Source organism: Pseudomonas sp. HN11 (assembly GCF_021390155.1).
Classification (GTDB): domain Bacteria; phylum Pseudomonadota; class Gammaproteobacteria; order Pseudomonadales; family Pseudomonadaceae; genus Aquipseudomonas.
Window position 1 is genome coordinate 5,373,542 of the sequence record NZ_CP089985.1, and the last position, 20,676, is coordinate 5,394,217.

At 57.1% G+C, this 20,676-nt stretch carries 17 protein-coding genes and 1 pseudogene; 9 read left to right on the forward strand and 9 right to left on the reverse strand.

From position 1 onward, the window contains the following. Positions 1-8: 8 nt before the first annotated feature. From LVW35_RS24605 to LVW35_RS24625, 5 genes are all read right to left on the reverse strand, one after another. Positions 9-1,196, reverse strand: coding sequence for a restriction endonuclease subunit S (locus LVW35_RS24605; protein ID WP_233892397.1), 1,188 nt, complete (start codon positions 1,194-1,196; stop codon positions 9-11). Next, positions 1,196-2,707 carry a type I restriction-modification system subunit M gene (locus LVW35_RS24610; RefSeq protein ID WP_233892398.1) on the reverse strand — a complete coding sequence of 504 codons (1,512 nt, stop codon included), beginning with the start codon at positions 2,705-2,707 and terminating at the stop codon, positions 1,196-1,198. The genes LVW35_RS24605 and LVW35_RS24610 overlap by 1 nt, the downstream gene beginning before the upstream one ends. Beyond that, positions 2,700-2,879 (reverse strand): hypothetical protein, encoded by a 180-nt coding sequence (locus LVW35_RS24615; RefSeq protein ID WP_233892399.1) that lies wholly within the window; start codon positions 2,877-2,879, stop codon positions 2,700-2,702. Before LVW35_RS24615 ends, LVW35_RS24610 begins: the two co-directional genes overlap by 8 nt. Continuing rightward, complete coding sequence (locus LVW35_RS24620; protein WP_233892400.1) at positions 2,876-4,375, reverse strand: type I restriction-modification system subunit M; 1,500 nt, start codon at positions 4,373-4,375, stop codon at positions 2,876-2,878. The genes LVW35_RS24615 and LVW35_RS24620 overlap by 4 nt, the downstream gene beginning before the upstream one ends. A gap of 561 nt (positions 4,376-4,936) precedes the next feature. Beyond that, positions 4,937-5,740: an HNH endonuclease gene (locus tag LVW35_RS24625; RefSeq protein ID WP_233892401.1), complete on the reverse strand. Its 804-nt coding sequence runs from the start codon at positions 5,738-5,740 to the stop codon at positions 4,937-4,939. Between the two features lie 380 nt (positions 5,741-6,120). Between LVW35_RS24625 and LVW35_RS24630 the strand changes: the two are divergent. The 4 genes and pseudogenes from LVW35_RS24630 (at position 6,121) to LVW35_RS24645 (ending at position 9,882) form a co-directional block, all read left to right on the forward strand. Beyond that, positions 6,121-6,602: pseudogene (locus LVW35_RS24630) on the forward strand (isochorismatase family protein). Positions 6,603-6,945: 343 nt separating this feature from the next. Beyond that, positions 6,946-7,200, forward strand: a complete 255-nt coding sequence (locus tag LVW35_RS24635; protein WP_078803867.1) for a DUF6124 family protein — start codon at positions 6,946-6,948, stop codon at positions 7,198-7,200. Positions 7,201-7,306: 106 nt separating this feature from the next. Then, positions 7,307-8,332 carry a hypothetical protein gene (locus tag LVW35_RS24640; RefSeq protein WP_233892402.1) on the forward strand — a complete coding sequence of 342 codons (1,026 nt, stop codon included), beginning with the start codon at positions 7,307-7,309 and terminating at the stop codon, positions 8,330-8,332. A gap of 116 nt (positions 8,333-8,448) precedes the next feature. Beyond that, the gene (locus tag LVW35_RS24645; protein ID WP_233892403.1) at positions 8,449-9,882 is read left to right on the forward strand and encodes an ArnT family glycosyltransferase; all 1,434 of its coding nucleotides are present in this window, start codon (positions 8,449-8,451) and stop codon (positions 9,880-9,882) included. Positions 9,883-9,897: 15 nt separating this feature from the next. On the opposite strand, the gene LVW35_RS24650 is transcribed toward LVW35_RS24645, so the two are convergent. Then, positions 9,898-10,386 carry a TIGR00645 family protein gene (locus LVW35_RS24650; RefSeq protein ID WP_010206662.1) on the reverse strand — a complete coding sequence of 163 codons (489 nt, stop codon included), beginning with the start codon at positions 10,384-10,386 and terminating at the stop codon, positions 9,898-9,900. Positions 10,387-10,553: 167 nt separating this feature from the next. On the opposite strand from LVW35_RS24650, the gene LVW35_RS24655 reads away from it, so the two are divergent. Further along, complete coding sequence (locus tag LVW35_RS24655; RefSeq protein ID WP_233892404.1) at positions 10,554-12,377, forward strand: hypothetical protein; 1,824 nt, start codon at positions 10,554-10,556, stop codon at positions 12,375-12,377. 3 nt (positions 12,378-12,380) lie between these two features. Here LVW35_RS24655 and LVW35_RS24660 read toward each other — a convergent pair whose 3' ends face one another. Next, the gene (locus LVW35_RS24660; RefSeq protein WP_233892405.1) at positions 12,381-12,689 is read right to left on the reverse strand and encodes a PA4575 family protein; all 309 of its coding nucleotides are present in this window, start codon (positions 12,687-12,689) and stop codon (positions 12,381-12,383) included. 236 nt (positions 12,690-12,925) lie between these two features. Next, entirely contained in the window at positions 12,926-15,364 is a 2,439-nt protein-coding gene (locus tag LVW35_RS24665) for a Lon protease family protein (protein WP_233892406.1), read from the reverse strand. A 267-nt stretch (positions 15,365-15,631) separates the two neighbouring features. Here LVW35_RS24665 and LVW35_RS24670 point away from each other — a divergent pair, with 267 nt between their 5' ends. The 4 genes from LVW35_RS24670 to LVW35_RS24685 all read left to right on the forward strand — a co-directional run bounded on the left by LVW35_RS24670 (position 15,632) and on the right by LVW35_RS24685 (position 19,151). Next, a complete protein-coding gene (locus LVW35_RS24670; RefSeq protein ID WP_015885974.1) occupies positions 15,632-16,120 on the forward strand; it encodes a DUF3015 domain-containing protein in 489 nt (162 codons plus the stop codon). Between the two features lie 91 nt (positions 16,121-16,211). Next, complete coding sequence (locus LVW35_RS24675; protein WP_233892407.1) at positions 16,212-18,065, forward strand: Lnb N-terminal periplasmic domain-containing protein; 1,854 nt, start codon at positions 16,212-16,214, stop codon at positions 18,063-18,065. Positions 18,066-18,235: 170 nt separating this feature from the next. Then, positions 18,236-18,592 (forward strand): hypothetical protein, encoded by a 357-nt coding sequence (locus tag LVW35_RS24680; RefSeq protein ID WP_233892408.1) that lies wholly within the window; start codon positions 18,236-18,238, stop codon positions 18,590-18,592. A gap of 70 nt (positions 18,593-18,662) precedes the next feature. After that, on the forward strand, positions 18,663-19,151 hold the full coding sequence (locus LVW35_RS24685; RefSeq protein WP_233892409.1) for a GreA/GreB family elongation factor: 489 nt from the start codon (positions 18,663-18,665) through the stop codon (positions 19,149-19,151). Here the strand turns inward: LVW35_RS24685 and gdhA are convergent. Then, positions 19,148-20,485 (reverse strand): NADP-specific glutamate dehydrogenase, encoded by a 1,338-nt coding sequence (gene gdhA, locus LVW35_RS24690; protein WP_233892410.1) that lies wholly within the window; start codon positions 20,483-20,485, stop codon positions 19,148-19,150. The two genes, LVW35_RS24685 and gdhA, sit on opposite strands and share 4 nt — an antisense overlap. Between the last annotated feature and the right edge of the window lie 191 nt (positions 20,486-20,676).

The window sequence follows — 20,676 nt, forward strand, 5'->3', positions numbered from 1 at the left end:
GCCTCGGGCTAGGAGATAATTGTTTCAACAATACGACTTCTTAAAGCCGAATGAGATTTTGATAAACAAGTCAATTGCTCGCGAACCTCCAGAAAAGACGACATGGTCGAAAAAATCAGTGTTTGCTCTTCCGTCGGCGGAACAGGAATATTTATTTTTGACAATGTCTTCTTATTTATTTTCTTCATGCTAGCGCTAGTACCAGCAGCAACGCGCTGTATTGATCTTCGGCCATATGGAGAAAGAAGATATGCTTCGAGATATTCTTTAACGATTAGCTTTTCATTCAGCCTTAACCGCATCATCGTGTCGGGAAAAATAACTTTATCTTTACGAGACTTATAAATACCGACAAGCCCAACCAAGTCTTGAGTGTTCGCCCTGGATATTAGGAAATCACCTTCCTTAAGTTCTAGGTCTGCGTCATAATCTGACATAGCAATTGGCTTCAACTCCCCGTCCAACACATATCCATCAGGCGACAGATTATTTAAGTTTAAGACGTAGCTCCCTGTTTCACTTGAAACCTCATTAGCCGAGAATCCACTTTCAGGAACACATGTCAGTAGATCCCCGAGGAGCATTGTTTTCCAATCGTCAGGCAGAGCAACCTGGGTTGCCCCTCTCTCATAAAAATTCTGGAAAAAACTTAAATATAAACTTCTGATATTTTCCGTGGAGGATATCTGCAGATCAATTAGCTTTTCGCTTGCTTCTTGGGACTTGACCAGCAAGTTAAGAATTTCTTCTTGCGCGAAAGAGCAATTTACAGTGAACTCCCAAGAGGCCAACGCTGAAAATTTGGTTCTTGGCGACAAAGATCCAGATGACGTAGCAATGGCGACTCGCCAAAAAGCATCGGATTGAATTATAAATCTTAACAAGCCAGGCATTATTTTCGAAGGCTTTGGCTCTAAAACAATAATATCTCCCGAGCAGATACCATCAAACTCTGCTATTGCAGACTTCTTTAAGTAAGGGCGACGCTTTCCAAGAAGAATTTGCCCTTTTTTAAATACACGAGTGAAACTCGGGCTATCTACAGCCACAGAGCCCCAGCGCTTTATTTTTAAAGAGCCAGAGTCTAAATGCTCTAAACCAATATAGCGATCATATCCATCTGCAATCGGTGTCCTTGTTGTAGCTTTAACCTCACGACAAATATCGCCAAATCGCAGACTGAAGACGTTACTCATTATTTACTCACCCCGACACGCAAGATTTCGAGGCTTTTAAATAGCTGTCTAGTTTTATTTTTTAATTTCACTCGGCCAACTTTCCAAACTTCAATGGCATGTTCAATATCATGTGATTCGTCATCGTCGCGGGCCTGCACATAGAGCGGTATCGATAAATTGTGCTGGTTCTCGCGAATCGTCTCGATATCCACCAGCGCGGTAATGGCCGGCAGCTTGTCCGGTGCACAGTAGGCTTCGATCAGCACAGCTAGATCGTCATCCGAAAGTCGGCTATGGGCACGCTCACGGGTGACATTCTCGACGCCATTAATGAACAGGACTTTGCCTTTGCGCTCAGTGGGTTTGTTGCAGTTGAGCACCACCACGCAGGATTCCATCGGCGAGTTATAGAAGAGATTGGGGCCAAGGCCGATCACTGCTTCGATAATGTCCGACTCGATCACCTGCTTACGGATTGCCTGCTCCGAATCGCGGAACAGCACACCGTGGGGCCAGAGCATGGCGGCGCGGCCGGTATCGGGCTTCAGGCTTTTGATGATATGGGTGTAAAAGCCATAGTCGGCGCAGCCCTGGGGTGGCACGCCGTAAAAGTTACGGCCATAAGGGTCGGCAGCGAATTTGTCGCGGTTCCATTTTTTGATGGAGTACGGCGGGTTGGCGAAGATCACGTCGAACTGCTTGAGCTGGTCGTTATCGATAAACTTGGGCTCGGCCAAGGTATCGCCGCGCAGCACTTCAAACTCTTCGATCTCGTGCAGGAACATGTTCATACGGGCGATGGCGGAGGTGAGCAGGTTCACTTCCTGGCCATAGAGTTTGACGCTGCGCCATTCTTTACCTTCGTCCCGCAGGTCCATCACCGCATTGAGCAGCATGCCGCCGGTGCCGCAGGTGGGGTCATAGGCGGTTTCACCGGGTTTGAGACCCATGATGCGGGTCATCAGGTGCACCACGGTGCGATTGGTGTAGAACTCGGCGGCGGTGTGGCCAGAGTCATCGGCGAACTTCTTGATCAGGTATTCGTAAGCTTCGCCCAGGTCGTCCTGGGCCACCGACTTGATGCCCAGGGGGATCTTGCTGAAGTGCTGAATCAGGTCGGCCAGCAGGTGGTCGGGTAGACGCTCTTTGTTGGTCCACTGGGCATCGCCGAATACGCCGTGCAGGCGTTCGTTGTGGGTCTCGATCAGGCGCAGGGCATTCTGGATGGCTTCGCCGATGTTCTTGCTGGTATGGCGTACCTTTTCCCAGCGAGCCTCCTGGGGAATATGGAAGCGGTGAAACATGGGCATGACGGCATAGTCGGCATCGCCCTCGTTGACTTCCATGGCCTCGACATACTCTTCCAGGTAAACGTCGGACAGGCGTTTATAGAACAGTAGCGGGAAGATGTACTGCTTGTAGTCGGAGGCGTCGATCTGCCCGCGAAGAAACTCGGCCGCCCCCCAAAGGAGGTCTTCGAGTTTCTTTTTGCCAAGTTGGGAGGCTTGGTTTTTCTGGTACTCAATCATTCTTACGAGTCTTGTCTAATAGCTGATGAGCAAGCTGGCTCAGGTCGGCGAGGCGTTTGTCTGCGCCGGCGGCATCTTTATGTTGGCGCTGCTGGTGAAACTGCTCGTACTGCGACTCGGCGTGTTGCTTGATGAACTGCGAGGTGTTGCTGTCGGCAACATACGTGCTCATAGCTCAAACCCTTCCTTGATCAGCAGTTCTTCCAGCTCCAGCTCGGCCTGCTCCAGTGCGGCCAGTTTCTGCTGAAAGTCTTTCAGCGCCTCTTCGACGGTGATCGTTTCTTCTTCCAGTGGTTTTTGCACATAGCGGGCAATATTCAGGTTGAAGTCGTTTTCGGCAATTTCACCCACCGGCACCCAGCGCGCTACGCCTTCCAATGCTGTGGCAGAGGGGCCTTGCTGATACTGCTCTAGGTAGATCTGGTAAATCTGATCCGCCTGGGCATTGCTCAGGGTGTTTTGCGCGCGGCCTTTGGTGAAAATCTCCTCGGCATTGATGATAAGTACATGGTCACGATGCTCATCAGGGCGCTGCTTGCGCAGCAACAGGATGCAAGCCGGGATAGCGGTACCGTAAAACAGGTTGGGCGCTACGCCGATAATGGCTTCGATGCGGTTTTCTTGGAGCAGGCTGGTGCGGATTCGGTCCTCTGCCGCACCACGGAACAGCACGCCATGAGGCAGCACAACCGCCATTCGCCCATCGGCATTAAGGGAGGCGAACATGTGCTGTACCCAGGCAAAGTCACCGTTGGTTTTCGGGGCCAGGCCGTGACTGTTGCGGCTGTAGGCGTCCGCCGCCCATTGTTCATGACCCCACTCACTGAGGCTGAACGGTGGATTGGCGATCACACAATCAAAGGTTTCGAGCCGGTCGTAGATCAGAAACTTGGGCTCACGCAGGGTATCCCCACGAACAATCTCAAAGTCTTCCTGGCCGTGGAGAAACAGGTTCATGCGGGCAATGGCTTCAGTGGTCAAGTTCTTTTCTTGACCTTTGAGCTTCAGCAGCCGGGGATCACCCGCGTTTTCTCGAACGTGGTGAATGGTCTCCAGCAACATGCCGCCCGTACCGCAAGCCGGGTCATAAACGCTTTCACCCGCTTTGGGGTCAAGAATGTTGACCATCAGCCGCACAATAGTGCGCGGGGTGTAGAACTCACCGGCTTTCTTGTTGGCTTTGTCGGCAAAACGCTTGATCAGGTATTCGTAGGCGCGCCCCATATCGTCGTTACGAACGCTGGCAACCCCGAGATCGACTTTGTTGAAGTGGTTGAGCAGCGTGGCTAGCAGCTCATCCGGCAAGCGCTCTTTATTGGTCCAACTGGCATCGCCGAAGATGCCATGCAACTGGGTGTTGGCTTGCTCTATGCCTAGAAAAGCATCCTTAAGTGCCTTGCCGATATCGTGGGACTTGGCGAAGACGTCATCCCAGTGGCTGCCAACAGGAACCTGGATGCGATGGAAGATTTTCTCGCGCGCCAGCTCCGCGCTTCCGACCTTGGCCAGCACCTCGTCAAACTCTTCGTCATATACATCGCAGATCCGTTTGAAGAATAGGATCGGGAATATGTAGGTTTTGTAGTCGGAGGCGTCGATGGGGCCGGTGATGATGTGTGCGGCGTGCCATAGGTGCGCTTCAAGGTCTTTTAATTTAATCAGGGTCATTTTTACTCGAAAAAATCTTGAGCAGCTGTTCGGGTAGCCTGCTCCGCTGGCAGGCTAGAGATGGGGCAAGTGTACTGGATATCACTGAATCGAAGGTCCGCATGTCGAAACTACGGAGGCCTTAGCGCTGTGAGGGTGGAAGCGCTTCAGCTTAGTCAAGACAGTTGGCAGGGGTATCGCTGAATCCCAACAACCTGCGGAAACCTCTGGTATTCCAAAAGGTATTCCACATAAATCTCAAAAAAAAAAATTACTTATCAAAATCAGAAAGTTACTAATCCTGTTCAACTTACCCCGGCCAAACGAACGAAAAAAGACGTCTATGGACGTCTTTTTTGTGCCTGAAATCCAGTAAATACGGGGAAAAATAAATCCACCTTCTTCCAGTCCCATTTTCCAATGGGATAAAAGGCTGCTACCTATACTGTACCGATCTGGAGACCGCGCAATACCTTGAGAGCCGACTTGCCGGGTACAGTAACGGCTAGTGGGCCCGCCGGTACGATGTCACTATTCGGGTTCAGCCTCACAAAAAAAACGTAGGCTGAACACAGTAGAAAACTAAGGCTCGATTACCCATCGCCCGCGCAACATGCCTCTCAGCTCATCAACGCTCAGCGTCATATCCCGCTTGCGATGGACCACGGCGTGACAGTTGGCGCACAACGTAACGAGGTCAGTCTCAGGATTCACGGCTTTCTCACCACCAAAATCCGAAATCGGCACTATATGGTGAACGTGAATGAAGCCCTTCGCGTGCTCGCCGTACGCCTGTTCGAAATCAAAGCCACATGCTTTGCAGTCGAGCCCGTGGATAGCAATAGCCTTCACCCGCAGATCTTTCCGGCGTTCGTAACGGGTTCCAAAGTAACTTGATTTGCTGCCTTCATTGGCCGATTCAAAGATCAATGGATCGCCTTCTGAATTTGGCGCGACCTGATCAGCCTGGGAAGACAGGAGCTTCGCATGACTTAGGATTGCATCGTAATCCAGTTGGGAAATGGACCGAACCCCGTCACGCCAATAGTTGTCCACGCGAGTAGCGGGGATCGTCTCCAGGTACGCTCCGTTAATTTTCGAGGGGATAGCGCCTTCAAACGGAGTGAAGTTTTCGATCAAAGCAAAAAGGTCACCCTTATCACTCTTCCGGTCTGCGTAGACCTTGCCGATGCGTGCCATACCAAAATAATGCGGATCGGCGCTGAGGCGGACAGAAGCAAAGGTCTTGTCCTTGATGCGTCCTTTGTAATAGATCACTTCGGTTCCCTCAGCAAGCCAGGCTTGGTACCGCTTGGGGAAGTGATAGACAGCACCGGTCTCGTCTTGCCATTGCGATGTGTCGTTTTCAACGATGACTGCGGGCATTCCATTTCCTCTCGACTGATGGCAAAAGCCTACCAAAAATGAGGAAACTTCTTACAAAATATTCCTACTCAACTTTTTAAGATTCTTATTCTTTATATAAATTAATAAGATGAGAAAGCTTTTCAGCTTCCCCCGGCATCAACAAAAAAGACGTCCAAAGACGTCTTTTTTGTACTTGGCGTTCCATCAGCCACGATGCTAGTGTCAACCCTATGACTACCTATTGCCTCACCTCAACAACCACCACCACGACCGCTTCAAGCGGAGCGTGCGAGGTGTGGTGAGCCAATAACCAACGAACACTTCAAAGGCCCGCCAGCGATGGACAGGGCCTTTTTTTATGCCTTGTGTCGCTGGTTCACACGCAAGGAGATGCACCCATGTACGCCCTATTGATACTCGATATCCAAGTCGGACTCATCCACGGTCCGGAAAAACCCTGATGGACAAGGCCCGCAGCACAGGCGTGCCGATTTTTCTCGCACGCCATATCGGCCCTGCTGGCTCGCCAATCGAACCGGGCAGCCCGCTTACGTTGATTGCACAGGAACTGAAGTTACTGGGTGGGGAAGTGGTGTTCGAAAAACGCCGGCCCAGTGCTTTTGCGATGACCGAACTGGCTGACAATTTGCGCGCTTGCGGCGCTACAGGCGTGGTGGTCACTGGGATGAAAACGCAATACTGCGTCGACAGCACCTGCCGTGCCGCACGTGATCTTGGCTTCGATGTGGTACTTATCGCCGACGGTCATACCTGTTCCGACACGCCCTTGATGAAAGCCGAGGCCATCGTGGCTCATCACAATGCCACGCTCAACGGGCCGTTCTGTCAGTTGGTTCAGGCTGAGGGCTGGAGCTTTTAACAGAGCCTGACGACGGGGGACGCCAACAGGGCCGAGCTTCGGAATTTTCCCGCAAGTTGCCGCGCTGTTGGTGAACTAGCGCAAGCCACCTCACAACGTTAACTTCTTTGCGTCGCTGATGATCAGCGACCGGCTTTGACAGGCCGAAAAGTGTAACCTTTCACACCCCGTGATAAGACGGCATGCTTACGCATTCCGCTCCGTTCATGGCAGCTGTGCGTGGGGCATCTTCGGGTGCGCCGGGTTCCTACACTTCCGGTCTGTCAACCCGCGTACAGCTGCCACCTATTCCTGTTTGACAGCAGGGGGGAGGCAGCTCCTTAAACAGTGTAGGAGCTTCATCATGAAAAAAATCACCCCCAATCCCCCAACCACCCTCTTCATCCTCGCCGAAAACATCCACCCCGAAACCCTGCTAATCCAAGCCAGCGAAACCCTCGCTTCCCTCAACGCGATGACCACCGACCTGGCTTTCGAACTTGAAGGCGCACACCGCCACAAGTTGCTGGCTGCTCAGCAGTTGATCGTTCTAGGTGAGCTACTGGTAGAACGAGTCTTGAACACCCAGCCATTCACCAGTCAGACGCCACAACCCTAAAACACGCAAAAGGGCGAGACGCCTCACCGCATCTCGCCCGCTGGCATCCCCTCACACTTCCCATTACCCTGACGGCCTTTATCAGACAACCGGAAGTCAGATACCCGTGCTCAAGCCTTTCGCCGTCATCGCCCTCGCCTTCATCCCTTCATTCGCCACCGCTGCCGAGCTGGACGGGGTCTGGCAAGGCACCTTGGGCAAGTCCGCTATCATCGTCTGTTTCAACGGCGCCGACGGGGAGCATGGCAGTTATTACTACCAGCGCATCCGTACCCCGATTCAGCTGACCCAGGCCAACGACAACGCGCCTTGGGTGGAGGAAGGAAACACCGGTTTCTGGGCCCTGCAAAAACCTCAGGCCGATACCCTTTCGGGTGCCTGGAGCAAAACCGATGACGGCACGCCGCTGCCACTGGCCCTGCGCCGCATCGGCACGGACGGCTGCGGCAGCGATGCCTATAACGCGCCCATGGAAGCCGCGCCGCTGCCGATCAAGACCGAGAAGAAGACTTTCCACAACCATCCCTACCTGCTCAAGACCCAAGGCCCCCGCGTCACGCTCAAGCTGGAGGGTGACAGCCCGGCGGTGCAGAAGATCAACCAGCAACTCGCCGCTCTGGCCGTCAATGACGAAGATCTAACCGATTATTTTTATGAACGGCGTGAATACCTGGGGCGAAACGGTTCGGCCTATACCAGTGAAATCGAGGTTGAGCCCGCCTATTGGTCATCGCAATTTCTCACCGTGCGGTTCTACCGCTGGGCCGCAGGCCAAGGCGCCATGGGCATCAGTTGGGGCCTGCACTCCTGGAACCTGCAAACCGGTGAATCGGTTGACCCCTGGACCTGGCTCGGCGGCCATCAGCAGTGGTATGACGCCTATTCCGGTCACTTGAAGCTGCCGGCCGCCTTCAGTACCTGGCTGGCCAAGCAAACCACCACCGACGAGGGCTGCCCCGCGATCACCAATTACTCCAACTTTCACCTCAGCTTCAACACCCAAGGCCTGCAACTCTCGACACCGGCCAATGGTGACGGTTGCGACAATGACTTGAGCTTTACCTGGGAGCAGTTGGAACCGGTGCTGACCGAACCAGGCAAAGCGGCAGTGCCCAGCTTGAAACTGCCCTGACGCGCCCGAGAAAAACCCCACAGCCGTTCACCAAAGGTTAAGAATCGCGCTCGTATACTCCCTGACTACCCATGACCGGTCGCCCGATCGGTCTCATGCCCCGGTAGCCAGATTCCATGACGCGTCCCGCTCCCCTGCTGCTCCTGCTTGCTGGTCTGTTGTTCTTCTTCGCCCTTGGCAACCACGAGCTGCAAGGCTCCACCGAAGCCCGGGTGTCCGGGATCGCCATGGCGATGCACCTGGACAATGACTGGGTGGTGCCGCGCCTGTTTCGTGAACCCTTCCTGGAAAAACCACCCCTGAGCCTGTGGCTGGATGCCGGTGCGATTCGCTTGTTTGGCGCCAGCACCGGGGCGGTGCGTCTGGCGTCGGCGTTTGCCGGGTTGTTCAGCGTGATGCTGTTGTACGGGATGCTGCGTCGCTTCGGGCGGCCGCAGACGCTGGCGTTCAGTGCCGCACTGATTCTGGCGACCATGGCCAGTTACTGGGGCAATGTGCGGGGGGTTGGCGAGGATTCGTTGCTCAGCCTCGGTGTGACCATGGCATTGCTGGGGTTCTACCAGGCTGTGCGGCCCGAGCGCGATGGCTCCAGTGTGTGGGCGTGGGCGTTGTTTACCGCTGGCATGGTCATCGCCACGCTGAGCAAGGGTGTGTTGGGCCTGGCGCTGCCGGGGATCGTGATCTTTGTGTACCTGCTCAGTACTAGTCTGATGGATAAACGCCTGCGCATCGGCGACTGGCTCAAGCCGGCGCTGTTCACGCTGCTGGCCTTGGTGCCGCTGTTGATCTGGCTGGGGTTTCTGTTTCAGCGCGGCGGGATGCAGGCGGTGGGCGAGGTGTTGTGGACCAACAGCGTCGGCCGGTTCAGCGGTTCATTTGTCGAAGCCGGGCATTACGAGCCGTTCTACTACTACATCGCCAAGCTACCCCAGGCATTCCTGCCCTGGAACATCCTGGTGTACCTGGGCCTGTGGCACTTTCGCAAAAGCCTGGTGCGCAACCGCTACCACCTGTTCTTCAGCGTGTGGCTGGTGGCGCAGTTCACCCTGCTGACCCTTGCGTCGAGCAAACGCACCGTTTACCTGATGGCACTTACGCCGGCAGCCGCCGTCCTGGCTGCGGAATATGCACGGGTGCTGCTGGACTGGCTGAAAATCCACAAACCTGCGCTCTACACACACCAAAGAACCATCGTAGGCGGCGTGTTCACCCTGGCCGTGGGTTGCTACCTGATCGCTGCCTTCTGGTTTGCGCCCAAAGCCGATGTGCGCCAGTCGTTCGTGCCGGTGATCAGCCAGGTCCAGGCATTGAAAGACGAAGGTAAGGAAGTGGTGCTGTTCCAGCCCAACGAACGCATCGCCGGGGCCAGCGTGTTCTATCTGCAGGCCTACTTGCCAATCCTGAAGACCGAGGCCGAGCTGCACAATTACCTCAGCGCCAAGCCCGGCAACATTGCGTTGCTGGACCATACCAACGACCTGGCCACCCCGGTGAAGGTGATCAAACAGATCTCGATCAACCGCCAGCCTTACTACTTCGTGGAGCAGTAAGGCTGGCGCAGGGCATCAATGCTTGGTGACCTTATCCAGGTAACCCATGGCAAACGCCGAGACCACGAAGGTCATGTGGATGATTACGTACCACATCAGGTGCTGCGGATCGACGTTCTTGGCGTCCATGAAGATGCGCAGCAAGTGGATGGACGAAATCGCCACGATGGAGGCCGCCACTTTCATCTTCAGCGACGAAGAGTCCATGGTGCCCAGCCAGTTGAGTTTCTCTTTGTTGTCATCGATATCCAGCTGCGAGACGAAGTTCTCGTAGCCGGAGATCATCACCATGACCAGCAAGCCGCCGACCAGGGCCATGTCGATCAACGACAGCAGCACCAGGATCAACTCGGACTCGGCCATCGAGAACACGCTCGGCAGCAGGTGAATCACTTCCTGGAAGAATTTCAGCGCCAGCGCCAGCAACCCCAGGGACAAGCCGAAATAGATCGGCGCCAGCAGCCAGCGCGAGGCGTACATAGCATTTTCGATAAAGCGTTCCATTGGATCTCACACAGCTTGGCTAGAAATGGCGGCGAGTATACCAGCCGCTACAAGACACCTGTAACCACGAGAAAACTGACCTGTGCGGCATCTGTAAGAGAATTTTTCTGCTAGTGTCGAGCCCAATAACAACTCGGCTCGATGACGTCGGACAGGAAAAAACTCAGATGATGGATGTGCGATCCCCTTTGGCCAGTATCGGCCTGTGCGCGGCATTGCTGCTGGCTGGCGGCTGCTCCCCCAGCGACGAGCAGAAGCAGAACACCCTCGAAGAGAAAACCGCCAAGTTCGAACAATCCCTCGACAGCATCCAGGACCCCAAGCTGCGCGACGCTGTCGCCGACCTTGGCGGTTCGCTGCTGTTACTGGAAAGGGCGCGGGCCAAGCTCGCCACCAAACCTATCGAAGCCGAATACGGCGAAGACGCCCTGGCCCTGCTCAAGCACTACCCCACGCCACAGGCGCTGGTGGACACCTACATCAATGGTCTGTTCGTGCTACGCAAGACCTCCCATTCCGACTATTTGACGGACTTGCAGCCGGTTTTCCCCTTCAACTTCAACATCCCGGACCAGTTCCCCTTCCCCCATGGCCTGGAATGGCAGTCGGTGACCTTGAGCAACAACAAGGTCATCCCGTTCCAGCCGGAATGGTCGGAAACCGACCCGGGCATCCAATTGAGCCCCAGCAGTTCCAACCTGACCAACCCGGATGACCTGACGGTGACCTACCCGTTCATCGACGGCATCGAGACCGAAAACAAAAGCCAGCCACAGCCTGTCAGGCTCAAGGGTACAGTTGAAGTGGTCGCGCCGGGCAAGGTGCTGACCTTTGATCTGTCGAAAAAGGACGTGGGCCACAAGCGCACCGAAGGCAATATCACCCTTAACCTGGTCTTGCTGGAAAAAAACTATGCCGAGATCGAACTGACCAACAGCCAGCCACTGGCACCGGAAGTGGGGGACGAGTCACCTAACCCGCTGCTGGTACAGGCGCGGGACAGCACCGGGCAATTCCTCACTCGCTCGGGCTCGATCAACGAGAGCAGCGCCCAAGTCGCGTTCTACGAGAAACAACTGACCGAGATGCAAAAGCAGAAGGCCTGGTCGGAGGCGTTCGAGAAACAGCTCACCGATGAACGCAAAGCCTTCGAACGCAAGCAGAGCAGCCATTACGCCAAGGTGTATTTCAATGGCGTGATCGACAACCTGCAGATCAACGTGCTGGATTTCTCCACCGCCACGCTCACCCGCAAAGACCTCGACCTGCCAGTGCTGCGCTTCGACAAGAACAGCCTGCAGCAGACCGTGCAAGCGCTTCCGATGCCAGTCACCGTGTATGACGACAGCGCCGCCAGTTGGCTCAAAGACGCGAGCATGACCGAAGACCAGCTGAAAAACAGCGTCACCATCAGCCAGTCGGTCGAAGACGCCAGCGCGGCGCACATCGTGTTCGACCACCCGTTCACCTTCAATGACGACCTGGTGGGCAGCGAGCGCAACAGCAGCGAATCGCCGGTGACCTTCTTCACCGCCAACGAAAAAGGCGAGCGTGGCGAGCCAATCGAATTGCCGACCGAGGCTTTCGAACTGAACCCGGCGCGGGGCACCCTTACCTACGACCTCAACCTGTTCCCGGAAAACCCAGGCTTTGTGGTGGGTTCAATTCCGCTGTTCCTGGCCACCATCGAGAAAGCGGAGATAGACGCCTCCAAGCTGCCCAAGGGGCTATCTCTCAAGGACAACGCGTTAGTCGTCGACCAGAAGGACTTCCCCGCCGACAGCTGGCGCTTCTACGCCAAGGACGCGAGCGGCAACTACCTCAAGGAAATCCTCAGTGTGAGCCACCGCGCCGAGGAATACGGTACGGCGATGTTTGACGTGCATTACTTCTACGGCCAGCCGACGAGCCTGGAAAGCTACCAGCGCACCGACCTGAGCACCGTGCAATACGGTTTCGAGGTCAGGCTGGACAAGCCCGAGAGCAAATAGCGGTCAGTGGTGGGTGTCACCATTAAGCTGTCGCAGATGGGCCTGCATGTGCAGGCACCAGATCTGCGGATCAGCCGCCTGCTCGTAGCCGTGCCGGGTCAAGCTGTCGACGATGGACTCAAGAATGTTTTCCGCAGCGAATGGCCCAGGAAACGGACCTTGGGACTTGATGGTGGACGGCTGCTCACCGGTCATTCCGGCGGCAAACAACAAGGTCCACATCCCGTTATCCCCCGCGAGAGGGCGAATGGAACATTCGATACGGGTGACCAGGCCGAAGCACTGGCGGGTAAGGCAAAGGTTGCGCGGCATGGCGGCGACCCCCGGTAGATCGGCGTTCAACCTGCGCTTGGGGCGAGGCTGTTTCTATCCAGCGACTCCTGTGGATATCCCTTAAGCTCAGAATAGAAGAAAACTACGACAAACCAAGGTTGTAGGGACCAACGGGCGTTGGCCCCCAACCCAAGTCAATTTAATGACGAGTTTGCCAACTATTCCTAAATACACCGCAGGCCCGCTCCCACACTTGACCGCGTCACGACAAAAAATCAGGTCGGCTTGGCTTCGGCCAGCGCCTGCTGTGCCAACTCCTTCTCCGCTTCCTTGAGGTCTTCCTCGCTGATCATCTCGGCAATCGCGCGCAACCGCTCTACCACGCGAGCGTTCACCGTGCCTTCCGGAAACTGCCCCTCGGCGTCCGGCTCACCGGCATCCTCGCCTACCAACAGGCTCAACGCCTCGTCCGCCTGACGCACGGCATAGATGTGGAACTGCCCAGCGCGCACGGCCTGCAGCACCTTCTCGTCGAGCATCAACGTAGCGACGTTGGCCTTGGGAATGATTGCCCCCTGCTCCCCGGTCAAACCACGCGCTTCACACAGGCGGAAGAAACCTTCGATCTTCTCGTTGACCCCGCCCACCGCCTGCACTTCACCAAACTGGTTGATGGAACCGGTGATCGCAAAGCACTGCTTGAGCGGCGTCTTCGACAGGGCCGAGATCAAGGTGCACGCCTCGCCCAGCGACGCACTGTCGCCGTCCACGTAGCCGTAGGACTGCTCCAACGCAATGCTCGCGGAGATCGCCAGCGGGAATTCCTGGGCATAACGGCTGCCCAGATACCCCGTGAGGATCATCACGCCTTTGGAGTGGATCGGCTGGCCGAGGTTGACCTCACGCTCGATGTCGACAATGCCGCTGCCGCCCGGGTACACCGTGGCGGAAATCCGCGCCGGCACGCCGAACGCCGAATCACCCACCTCCAGCACCGTCAGCCCGTTGCACTTGCCCACCGCCGCACCGGCGGTGTCGATCAGGATGACGCCGGCGAGCATGTCGTCGAGAATCCGCGCCGACACCCGCCCGGTGCGCGTAGCCTTGGCCTTGAGAGCACGCTCGATATGGCCAGCATCGGTCATCTCGTCGCCCGCCAGGTGGCGAATGAAGTCCGCCTCGCTGACCAATTGGAACAAGTCACCAATGCGCGCCGACAAACGGCCCTGATGCTCCGCCAGCCGTGCGCTGTAGGTAGCCAACCGCGCCACCGCGTCCGACGTCAGCGGCGCCATGCCTTCTTCCGAGGTACGGGTTTTGAGCAATTGCGCAAACTGCTCCAGGCTTTCGTCGACCATCGGGATGTCTTCGTCGAAGTCCACCAGTACGCGGAACATCTCCTGGAAATCCGGATCGGCGTCCTGCAACGCGTAGTACAGCTGGCGCGAACCGATGATGATCACCTTGACCTGCAACGGGATCATTTGCGGGTTGAGGGTCACGGTGGCCAGGCGGCCCAGCTCACCCAGGGGCGATTCCATTTTCAGCTTGCGCGATTGCAGAGAACGCTTGAGCGCGTCCCAGACAAACGGCTCGCTGAGCATTTTCTCGGCCTCCAGGATCAGGAAACCACCATTGGCCCGGTGCAAGGCGCCGGGGCGCAGTTGCCGATAGGTGGTGTAGAGCGCGCCCTGGTCGGTGCTGTATTCGATACGGCCAAAGAGATTGTCGTAGGTCGGGTGCGGCTCAAACACCACCGGCGCGCCACCGTTGACCGGATGCCCCACCACCAGGCTTGGGCAATACTGTTCTTCCAGCAGCTTGCGCGCCTGAGCGTCAGTCTTGGCGTCGTCCACCAGTTGCTCGACCACGGTCTTGAGCAGGTACACCTGCATGGCTTGCAGATAACCGCAGACGGCGGCATTTTCCGAGTACTTTTCCGACAGTGGTGCGAGCAAAGGCTGCAGGGCCAGGGTGATGGTTTCTTCGTTGAACTGGCGCAGTTGGTTGTTCGACTCGCGTTTCCACTGCGGCAGGCTGGCCAATTCTTCGTTGAGGCGTTCTTCCAGCTCGGAAATGTCCGTGTGGAAACGCTCGCGATCGGCTTCCGGCAACTGCGAGAACTCAGCTTCGTCCAACGCCTTGCCGTCGAGCATCGGGGTGAAGGCGATGTTGGTGCTGTCGCGGTACAGCGCCACGTCTTTTTCCAGAGCCAGGCGTTCGATCACGTCCAGGGCCTTGTCGTAACGCTGGTTGAAGGCACGGTCGATGGCGCTTTTGCGCTGTTGATACGTCGGGTGTTCGAAGACGGCCGGGAAGGTGGCGACGAGATTGTCGATCAAGCCGTTGATGTCGTTGATGAAAGCCGCCGCAGCACCGCCCGGCAATTCCAGGGCGCGAGGTTCGCGAGGTTCATCGAAATTGTTCACATAGACCCAATCCGCCGGGGTCTGCAGGCGCTTGCCTTCGGCCTTGAGGTAGCGTTTGACGAACGAAAAGCGGCCGGTACCGGGCTCGCCCATGACAAACACGTTGTAACCGGGGCGTGGCATGGCCACACCGAACTGCAAGGCTTCAACCGCACGTTCCTGGCCAAGCACACCGCGAAAGGGCTCCAGATCATTGGTGGTCGAGAAGCTGAACTGTTCAGCGGAGAAAGGGCGAGTCAGCGCTTCGGGCGCTAGACGCAAGCTGGCAGCAACAGGATCAGGCATCGGGCTTCCTTACATCAGGCGGGGCAGATGTCGGCATTCTGGCTCCCGGTTGCGCGCTCTGGCAAGGCGCGCTTTCGGGAAAGCACAGACGTGGGAGGCGACCTGCAGAAATATCGTGACATCGCCGATAGTTTTATAAAAATGCACGGAACCCTTGGAACGTGCCTAAACTCCAAATTGCGCGGGTTGGACTAATAACTGGCCCCTAGGGCGCTGCGAGGCGCCTGAACCCTTGTCCATTGGTTTGCACACAAAGAGAACAAAGCTATGAAACGGATCCTTCTCGGTACTCTCTTCACCGTCGTCTCCCTCAATGCAATGGCAGAAGCACCAGGCGGCCCTAACTGCGGTTGGGGCAACATGTTGTTCGAAGGCCAGCGCGGCACGCCAGCTCACTTCCTCGCTTCCACCACCAACGGTACTTCGGGTAACGCCACTTTCGGCATGACCTCGGGCACCAACGGTTGCAGCACCAACAGCGCCCTGACTTACGGCGGCAAATCGTGGATTGCCATGAATGGCATGATGAACGAGCTGTCCGAAGACATGGCTAAAGGCAACGGCGAAGCGCTGACCACCTACGCTGTGGTTCTGGGCGTGGCACCGGAAGACCGCGAGCATTTCGCGGCCGTGACCCACGAGCACTTCCAGCAGATCTTCAGCAAGGCTGACGTGACCGCTGACGACGTGCACAACAACACCATTGCGGTACTGAAAAGCGATGCCCGTCTGGCGAAATACGCTACCCAGGCTTAAGCTCGACCGACCCGCGCCTACCAAGGCGCGGGTTTTATTTTGGACCCGCCTCCCCTTTGGGTCTCTTTTATTTCCGACTTAAGTTGCCCCTATGCTCAAACGCTTTGCCTGGATGGCACTCTTCGCCTGCGCCCCGCTGTACGCGGCCCCGCACCTTGATGATCAACGTTTGCAGCAATTGGCCAATGATCCGTTCTGGCTGTCTCTAGGCCATTATGAAGCCGGCAAAATCAGTGGCTGGCGCAGTTATGTCAGCGACAAAAAGTTCTTCCTCGCGCCCGATGGCGCCCACCACCCGGACGCCGAACTCAAGGCCACCGTTGACGCGCTCTACGCCCCGGCCAGCCTGGGTGAAAAACACGCCCAATGCGTTTACCCCGCACGCACCCGCTGGCTCAAGGATCAGTTGCACCTCACTGACCTGCCCGCCGTGGACTGCAAAGAATTCAAGCAATGGTTCAAGGACGTCGCCCCCCATAGCGCGGTGATGATCTTCCCGGCGGCCTACCTCAACAGCCCGTCGTCAATGTTCGGCCACACCCTGCTGCGCATCGACCAGGCCGACGTGCAAAGCAATAACACCGCCTTGCTCAGCTACGCGATCAACTTCGGCGCCTACATTGAAGGCTCCGACAACAGCATTCTGTACGCCTGGAAAGGCCTGATGGGCGGTTATCCCGGCTTGTTCGCCCTGGTGCCTTACCAGGAGAAGCTGTCGGAATACCGCAGCCTTGAGAACCGCGACCTGTGGGAATATCGCCTCAACCTTACGCAAGTCGAGACCGAGCGCATGGTCGAGCACGTGTGGGAACTCAAGCAGATCCAGTTCGACTACTTCTTCTTCGACGAAAACTGCTCGTATCGCCTGCTGGAACTGCTGCAAGTAGCCCGTCCCGGCCTGCGCTTGACCGAGCAATTCCCGCTGACCGCCATCCCGACCGACACGGTCAAGGCCGTGAAAGACGCAGGTCTGGTAGAAAAAATCGACTACCGCCCTTCCCGTGAACGCGAATTGCTGGAGCGCGCCAAGCCGCTCGATAGCGACGAGCAACAATGGGCACTGAAGATCAGCGACGACCAGAAACAATTGCAGGAGCCCGCCTTCAAAGCCCTGCCCCGCGCGCGCCAGGCCCTGATCATCGACGCTGCCTATCGACTCGGCCGCTACCGCGCCAACGGTCTGGAGCGCGACAGCGCCCGCTCCCAGCGCAGCTTCGAACTGCTGCGCGCGATCAACCAGAACCCGGCACCCGATCTCAAGATCACCCCGCCCGGCCTGCCGGAAAACGGCCATGAGTCGCGCACCTGGCAAGCCGGCATCGGCACCCGTGGCGACAAGGCTTTCGGTGAATACGGCCTGCGCATGGCCTACCATGACCTTAACGACAACGCCGAAGGTTTCCCCCTGGGCGCGCAGATCGAAATCCTGCAGATGAAACTGCGCCAGTACGAAGGCAACCACTGGCAACTGCAGCAACTGGACCTGGCCACCATCCGCTCCCTGACCCCACGCAACGCCCTGTTGCAGCCGTGGTCATGGCAAGTCACTGGCGGCCTTGAGCGGGTCCCCGGCAAACACGACGACGAAACCCTGGTCGCCCACGTCAACGGCGGCGCCGGTGGCACCTGGCAGCTGAGCGACGACATGCTCGGCTTCGCCCTCGGCACCGTGCGCGTGGAGCACAACAACGACTTCAGCGAAGCCATCTCCCCGGCGGCCGGGTTCAACACCGGCGTGCTGTGGAAAAACCCGCTGGGCAACCTGAGCCTGGAAGCCAAGGGTGATTTTTTCACCAATGGCGAAGTACGCCGTAGCATCAGCCTCAACCAGCAGTGGGAGCTGTCGCGCAACCTGGGGCTGCGCCTGAGTGCACAGCGCGAGTACAGCCACCTGTCGACGCCGGTGAATGAAGTGATGCTTGAGGTGAAGTGGTATCACTACTGATCGAAACCTGGCGACGCTCAACATGTGGGAGCGGGCTTGCCCGCTCCCACTCTGGATTATGTGTTTAGCCAACGTACGCAAAACAGCTTTCTCACCTCCCTTTCACATGCCTCCAACAAATCCCCTTCTAGACTCTCCCTATCAGCCGTGAAACGGCCAGGGAGTACGTCATGTGGCGGTCTGCGGTAATGCTGTGTGCAGTGATGTGGCTGGCCGGTTGCCAATCGACCCATGAGGATTTGCTGGCCAAGGGTTACCCACCGGCGTTTGCCGACGGATTTGATGATGGCTGCAGTAGCGGTCGCCAGGCAGCGGGGGTGATTACCGGGGAGTTTCGCAAGAATGTGCCGCGGTATCTGAAGGACCGGCAATACGCCGAAGGCTGGGAAGATGGCTTTCGCCAGTGCAAGGCCATGCGCGAGAACGAGGCGTTGCGGGACTACAAGGAGCGTCACTGGGACGACCGGGATCGCGAATGGCAGCAGGAGAAAAACCGCGACGCCGCACGGGCCTATCGCTCGCAATAGGTCGTTTCCAGACATCCATCGAAACTAAAGCACGGCGACCATGGCCCAAACTCCATAGAGGGAGAACATCATGAGCCGAGCTTTTGTAAACGAGGACAACGCCGCCGCCCAGGCTGATCAGCCGGTAGAGCGCCAAGTCAGCGAACAGCCTAACCGCCTCACCGCGCAAGGGTTCGCGCAGTTGCAGGCCAAGGTTGCGCAGTTGCAGCAGGAATACACCCTCGAATCCGCCAAGGGCGATAAACAGCGCCAGGCGGACCTTGAGCGGGATTTGCGTTACTTCAACCAGCGGGTGCAAAGCGCCCAAGTGGTCGCGCCCGCCACCTCCACCGACACGGTGCAGATCGGCAGTTGGGTGACCTTCGCCAATGAGCAGGACGAACAACAACGCATCCAGTTGGTTGGCGAAGACCAGGCCGATGCGAGCGCAGGCCTGATCAACTGGGGATCGCCATTGGGACGCGCATTGTTGGGCGCCCAGGTGGGTGACGAGGTGCTATGGATACGCCCCGTCGGCAATCAGTTGATCGAAGTGCTGCGGATCGAACCCGAAGTTTAGACGATGCCTTGGGCCAGCATCGCGTCGGCGACTTTGACGAAGCCGGCGATGTTGGCGCCTTTCACGTAATTGATCCGGCCGTTTTCTTCGCCGTAATGCACGCAGGCGTGGTGGATCGACTGCATGATGCTGTGCAGCTTGCTGTCCACTTCACCCGCAGTCCACAGCAGGCGCATGGCGTTCTGCGACATTTCCAGGCCACTGACGGCCACACCGCCGGCATTGGATGCCTTGCCCGGCGCGAACAGGATGCCCGCCTCGATAAAGATATCCACAGCCTCAAGCGTGGTCGGCATGTTGGCGCCTTCAGCCACGCAGACACAGCCGTTGCGCAGCAAAGTGCGGGCAGCGTCGGCATCGAGTTCGTTCTGGGTCGCGCAGGGCAGTGCGATGTCGCAGGTCAGTTCCCATGGGGCCCGGCCTTTGCGGAACTCCAGGTCGAAACGCTCGGCCAGTTCACTGATACGGCCGCGCTGCACGTTTTTCAGCTCCAGCAGGGCCGACCATTGTTCTTCGGTCAAACCGCTTTCGGCGTACAGGGTGCCTTCGGAGTCGGACAGGGAAATCACTTTGCCGCCAAGGTCCATGACCTTGCGCGCCGCGTATTGCGCCACGTTGCCGGAACCGGACACCGCCACACGCTTGCCCTCAACCCGCTGGTTGTTGCGCTTGAGCATCTCTTCAGCGAAGTACACGCAGCCGAAACCCGTGGCTTCCGGGCGGATCAGGCTGCCGCCGTAGGTCATGCCCTTGCCGGTCAGCACGGAGGTGAACTGGTTGCTCAGGCGCTTGTACTGGCCAAACAGGAAGCCGATTTCACGGGCGCCCACGCCGATATCGCCGGCCGGCACGTCCACGTCCGCGCCGATGTGGCGGTATAACTCGCTCATGAATGCCTGGCAGAAGCGCATGACCTCGGCATCGCTCTTGCCCTTGGGGTCGAAGTCCGAGCCGCCTTTGCCGCCGCCCATGGGCAGCGAGGTCAGGGAATTCTTGAAGGTCTGCTCGAAGGCGAGGAACTTCAGCACGCCCAGGTTCACCGACGGATGGAAGCGCAGGCCGCCTTTGTACGGGCCGATGGCGCTGTTCATCTGGATACGGAAACCGCGATTGACCTGGACCTTGCCATGATCATCCACCCACGACACCCGGAAGGTAATGGCGCGCTCCGGCTCGCAAATGCGCTCCAGAATGCCCGAAGTCAGGTAGTGGGGGTTGGCTGCAAGAAACGGCCACAGGCTGCGTAGGACTTCTTCCACCGCCTGGTGGAATTCCGGCTGATCAGGGTCGCGTTTCTTGAGGCGGGCAAGGAAGGATTCGACGGATTCGATCATGGAAAGTCTCGGCAAATTTTTAGTTGTTAACGGAGATTGAGCCGGACTTTATCAATTCATTCCGCACTGCGACAGGGCAAAATGTCGCCTTTGTGAATTTAAATGGTGCGTTTTATATAACTGTATCCAGTTTTAGCGGCTTTTATGCACCCTTTCAGGGATTCAAATCAAACCGCACGCACCATCAAATT

Bases quoted from the DNA above. Each gene is read 5' to 3' on its own strand.
- LVW35_RS24605 (WP_233892397.1), bottom strand. From the start codon at position 1,196: ATGAGTAACGTCTTCAGTCTGCGATTTGGCGATATTTGTCGTGAGGTT.
- LVW35_RS24610 (WP_233892398.1), bottom strand. From the start codon at position 2,707: ATGATTGAGTACCAGAAAAACCAAGCCTCCCAACTTGGCAAAAAGAAA.
- LVW35_RS24615 (WP_233892399.1), bottom strand. From the start codon at position 2,879: ATGAGCACGTATGTTGCCGACAGCAACACCTCGCAGTTCATCAAGCAA.
- LVW35_RS24620 (WP_233892400.1), bottom strand. From the start codon at position 4,375: ATGACCCTGATTAAATTAAAAGACCTTGAAGCGCACCTATGGCACGCC.
- LVW35_RS24625 (WP_233892401.1), bottom strand. From the start codon at position 5,740: ATGCCCGCAGTCATCGTTGAAAACGACACATCGCAATGGCAAGACGAG.
- LVW35_RS24635 (WP_078803867.1), top strand. From the start codon at position 6,946: ATGAAAAAAATCACCCCCAATCCCCCAACCACCCTCTTCATCCTCGCC.
- LVW35_RS24645 (WP_233892403.1), top strand. From the start codon at position 8,449: ATGACGCGTCCCGCTCCCCTGCTGCTCCTGCTTGCTGGTCTGTTGTTC.
- LVW35_RS24650 (WP_010206662.1), bottom strand. From the start codon at position 10,386: ATGGAACGCTTTATCGAAAATGCTATGTACGCCTCGCGCTGGCTGCTG.
- LVW35_RS24655 (WP_233892404.1), top strand. From the start codon at position 10,554: ATGATGGATGTGCGATCCCCTTTGGCCAGTATCGGCCTGTGCGCGGCA.
- LVW35_RS24660 (WP_233892405.1), bottom strand. From the start codon at position 12,689: ATGCCGCGCAACCTTTGCCTTACCCGCCAGTGCTTCGGCCTGGTCACC.
- LVW35_RS24665 (WP_233892406.1), bottom strand. From the start codon at position 15,364: ATGCCTGATCCTGTTGCTGCCAGCTTGCGTCTAGCGCCCGAAGCGCTG.
- LVW35_RS24670 (WP_015885974.1), top strand. From the start codon at position 15,632: ATGAAACGGATCCTTCTCGGTACTCTCTTCACCGTCGTCTCCCTCAAT.
- LVW35_RS24675 (WP_233892407.1), top strand. From the start codon at position 16,212: ATGCTCAAACGCTTTGCCTGGATGGCACTCTTCGCCTGCGCCCCGCTG.
- LVW35_RS24680 (WP_233892408.1), top strand. From the start codon at position 18,236: ATGTGGCGGTCTGCGGTAATGCTGTGTGCAGTGATGTGGCTGGCCGGT.
- LVW35_RS24685 (WP_233892409.1), top strand. From the start codon at position 18,663: ATGAGCCGAGCTTTTGTAAACGAGGACAACGCCGCCGCCCAGGCTGAT.
- gdhA (WP_233892410.1), bottom strand. From the start codon at position 20,485: ATGATCGAATCCGTCGAATCCTTCCTTGCCCGCCTCAAGAAACGCGAC.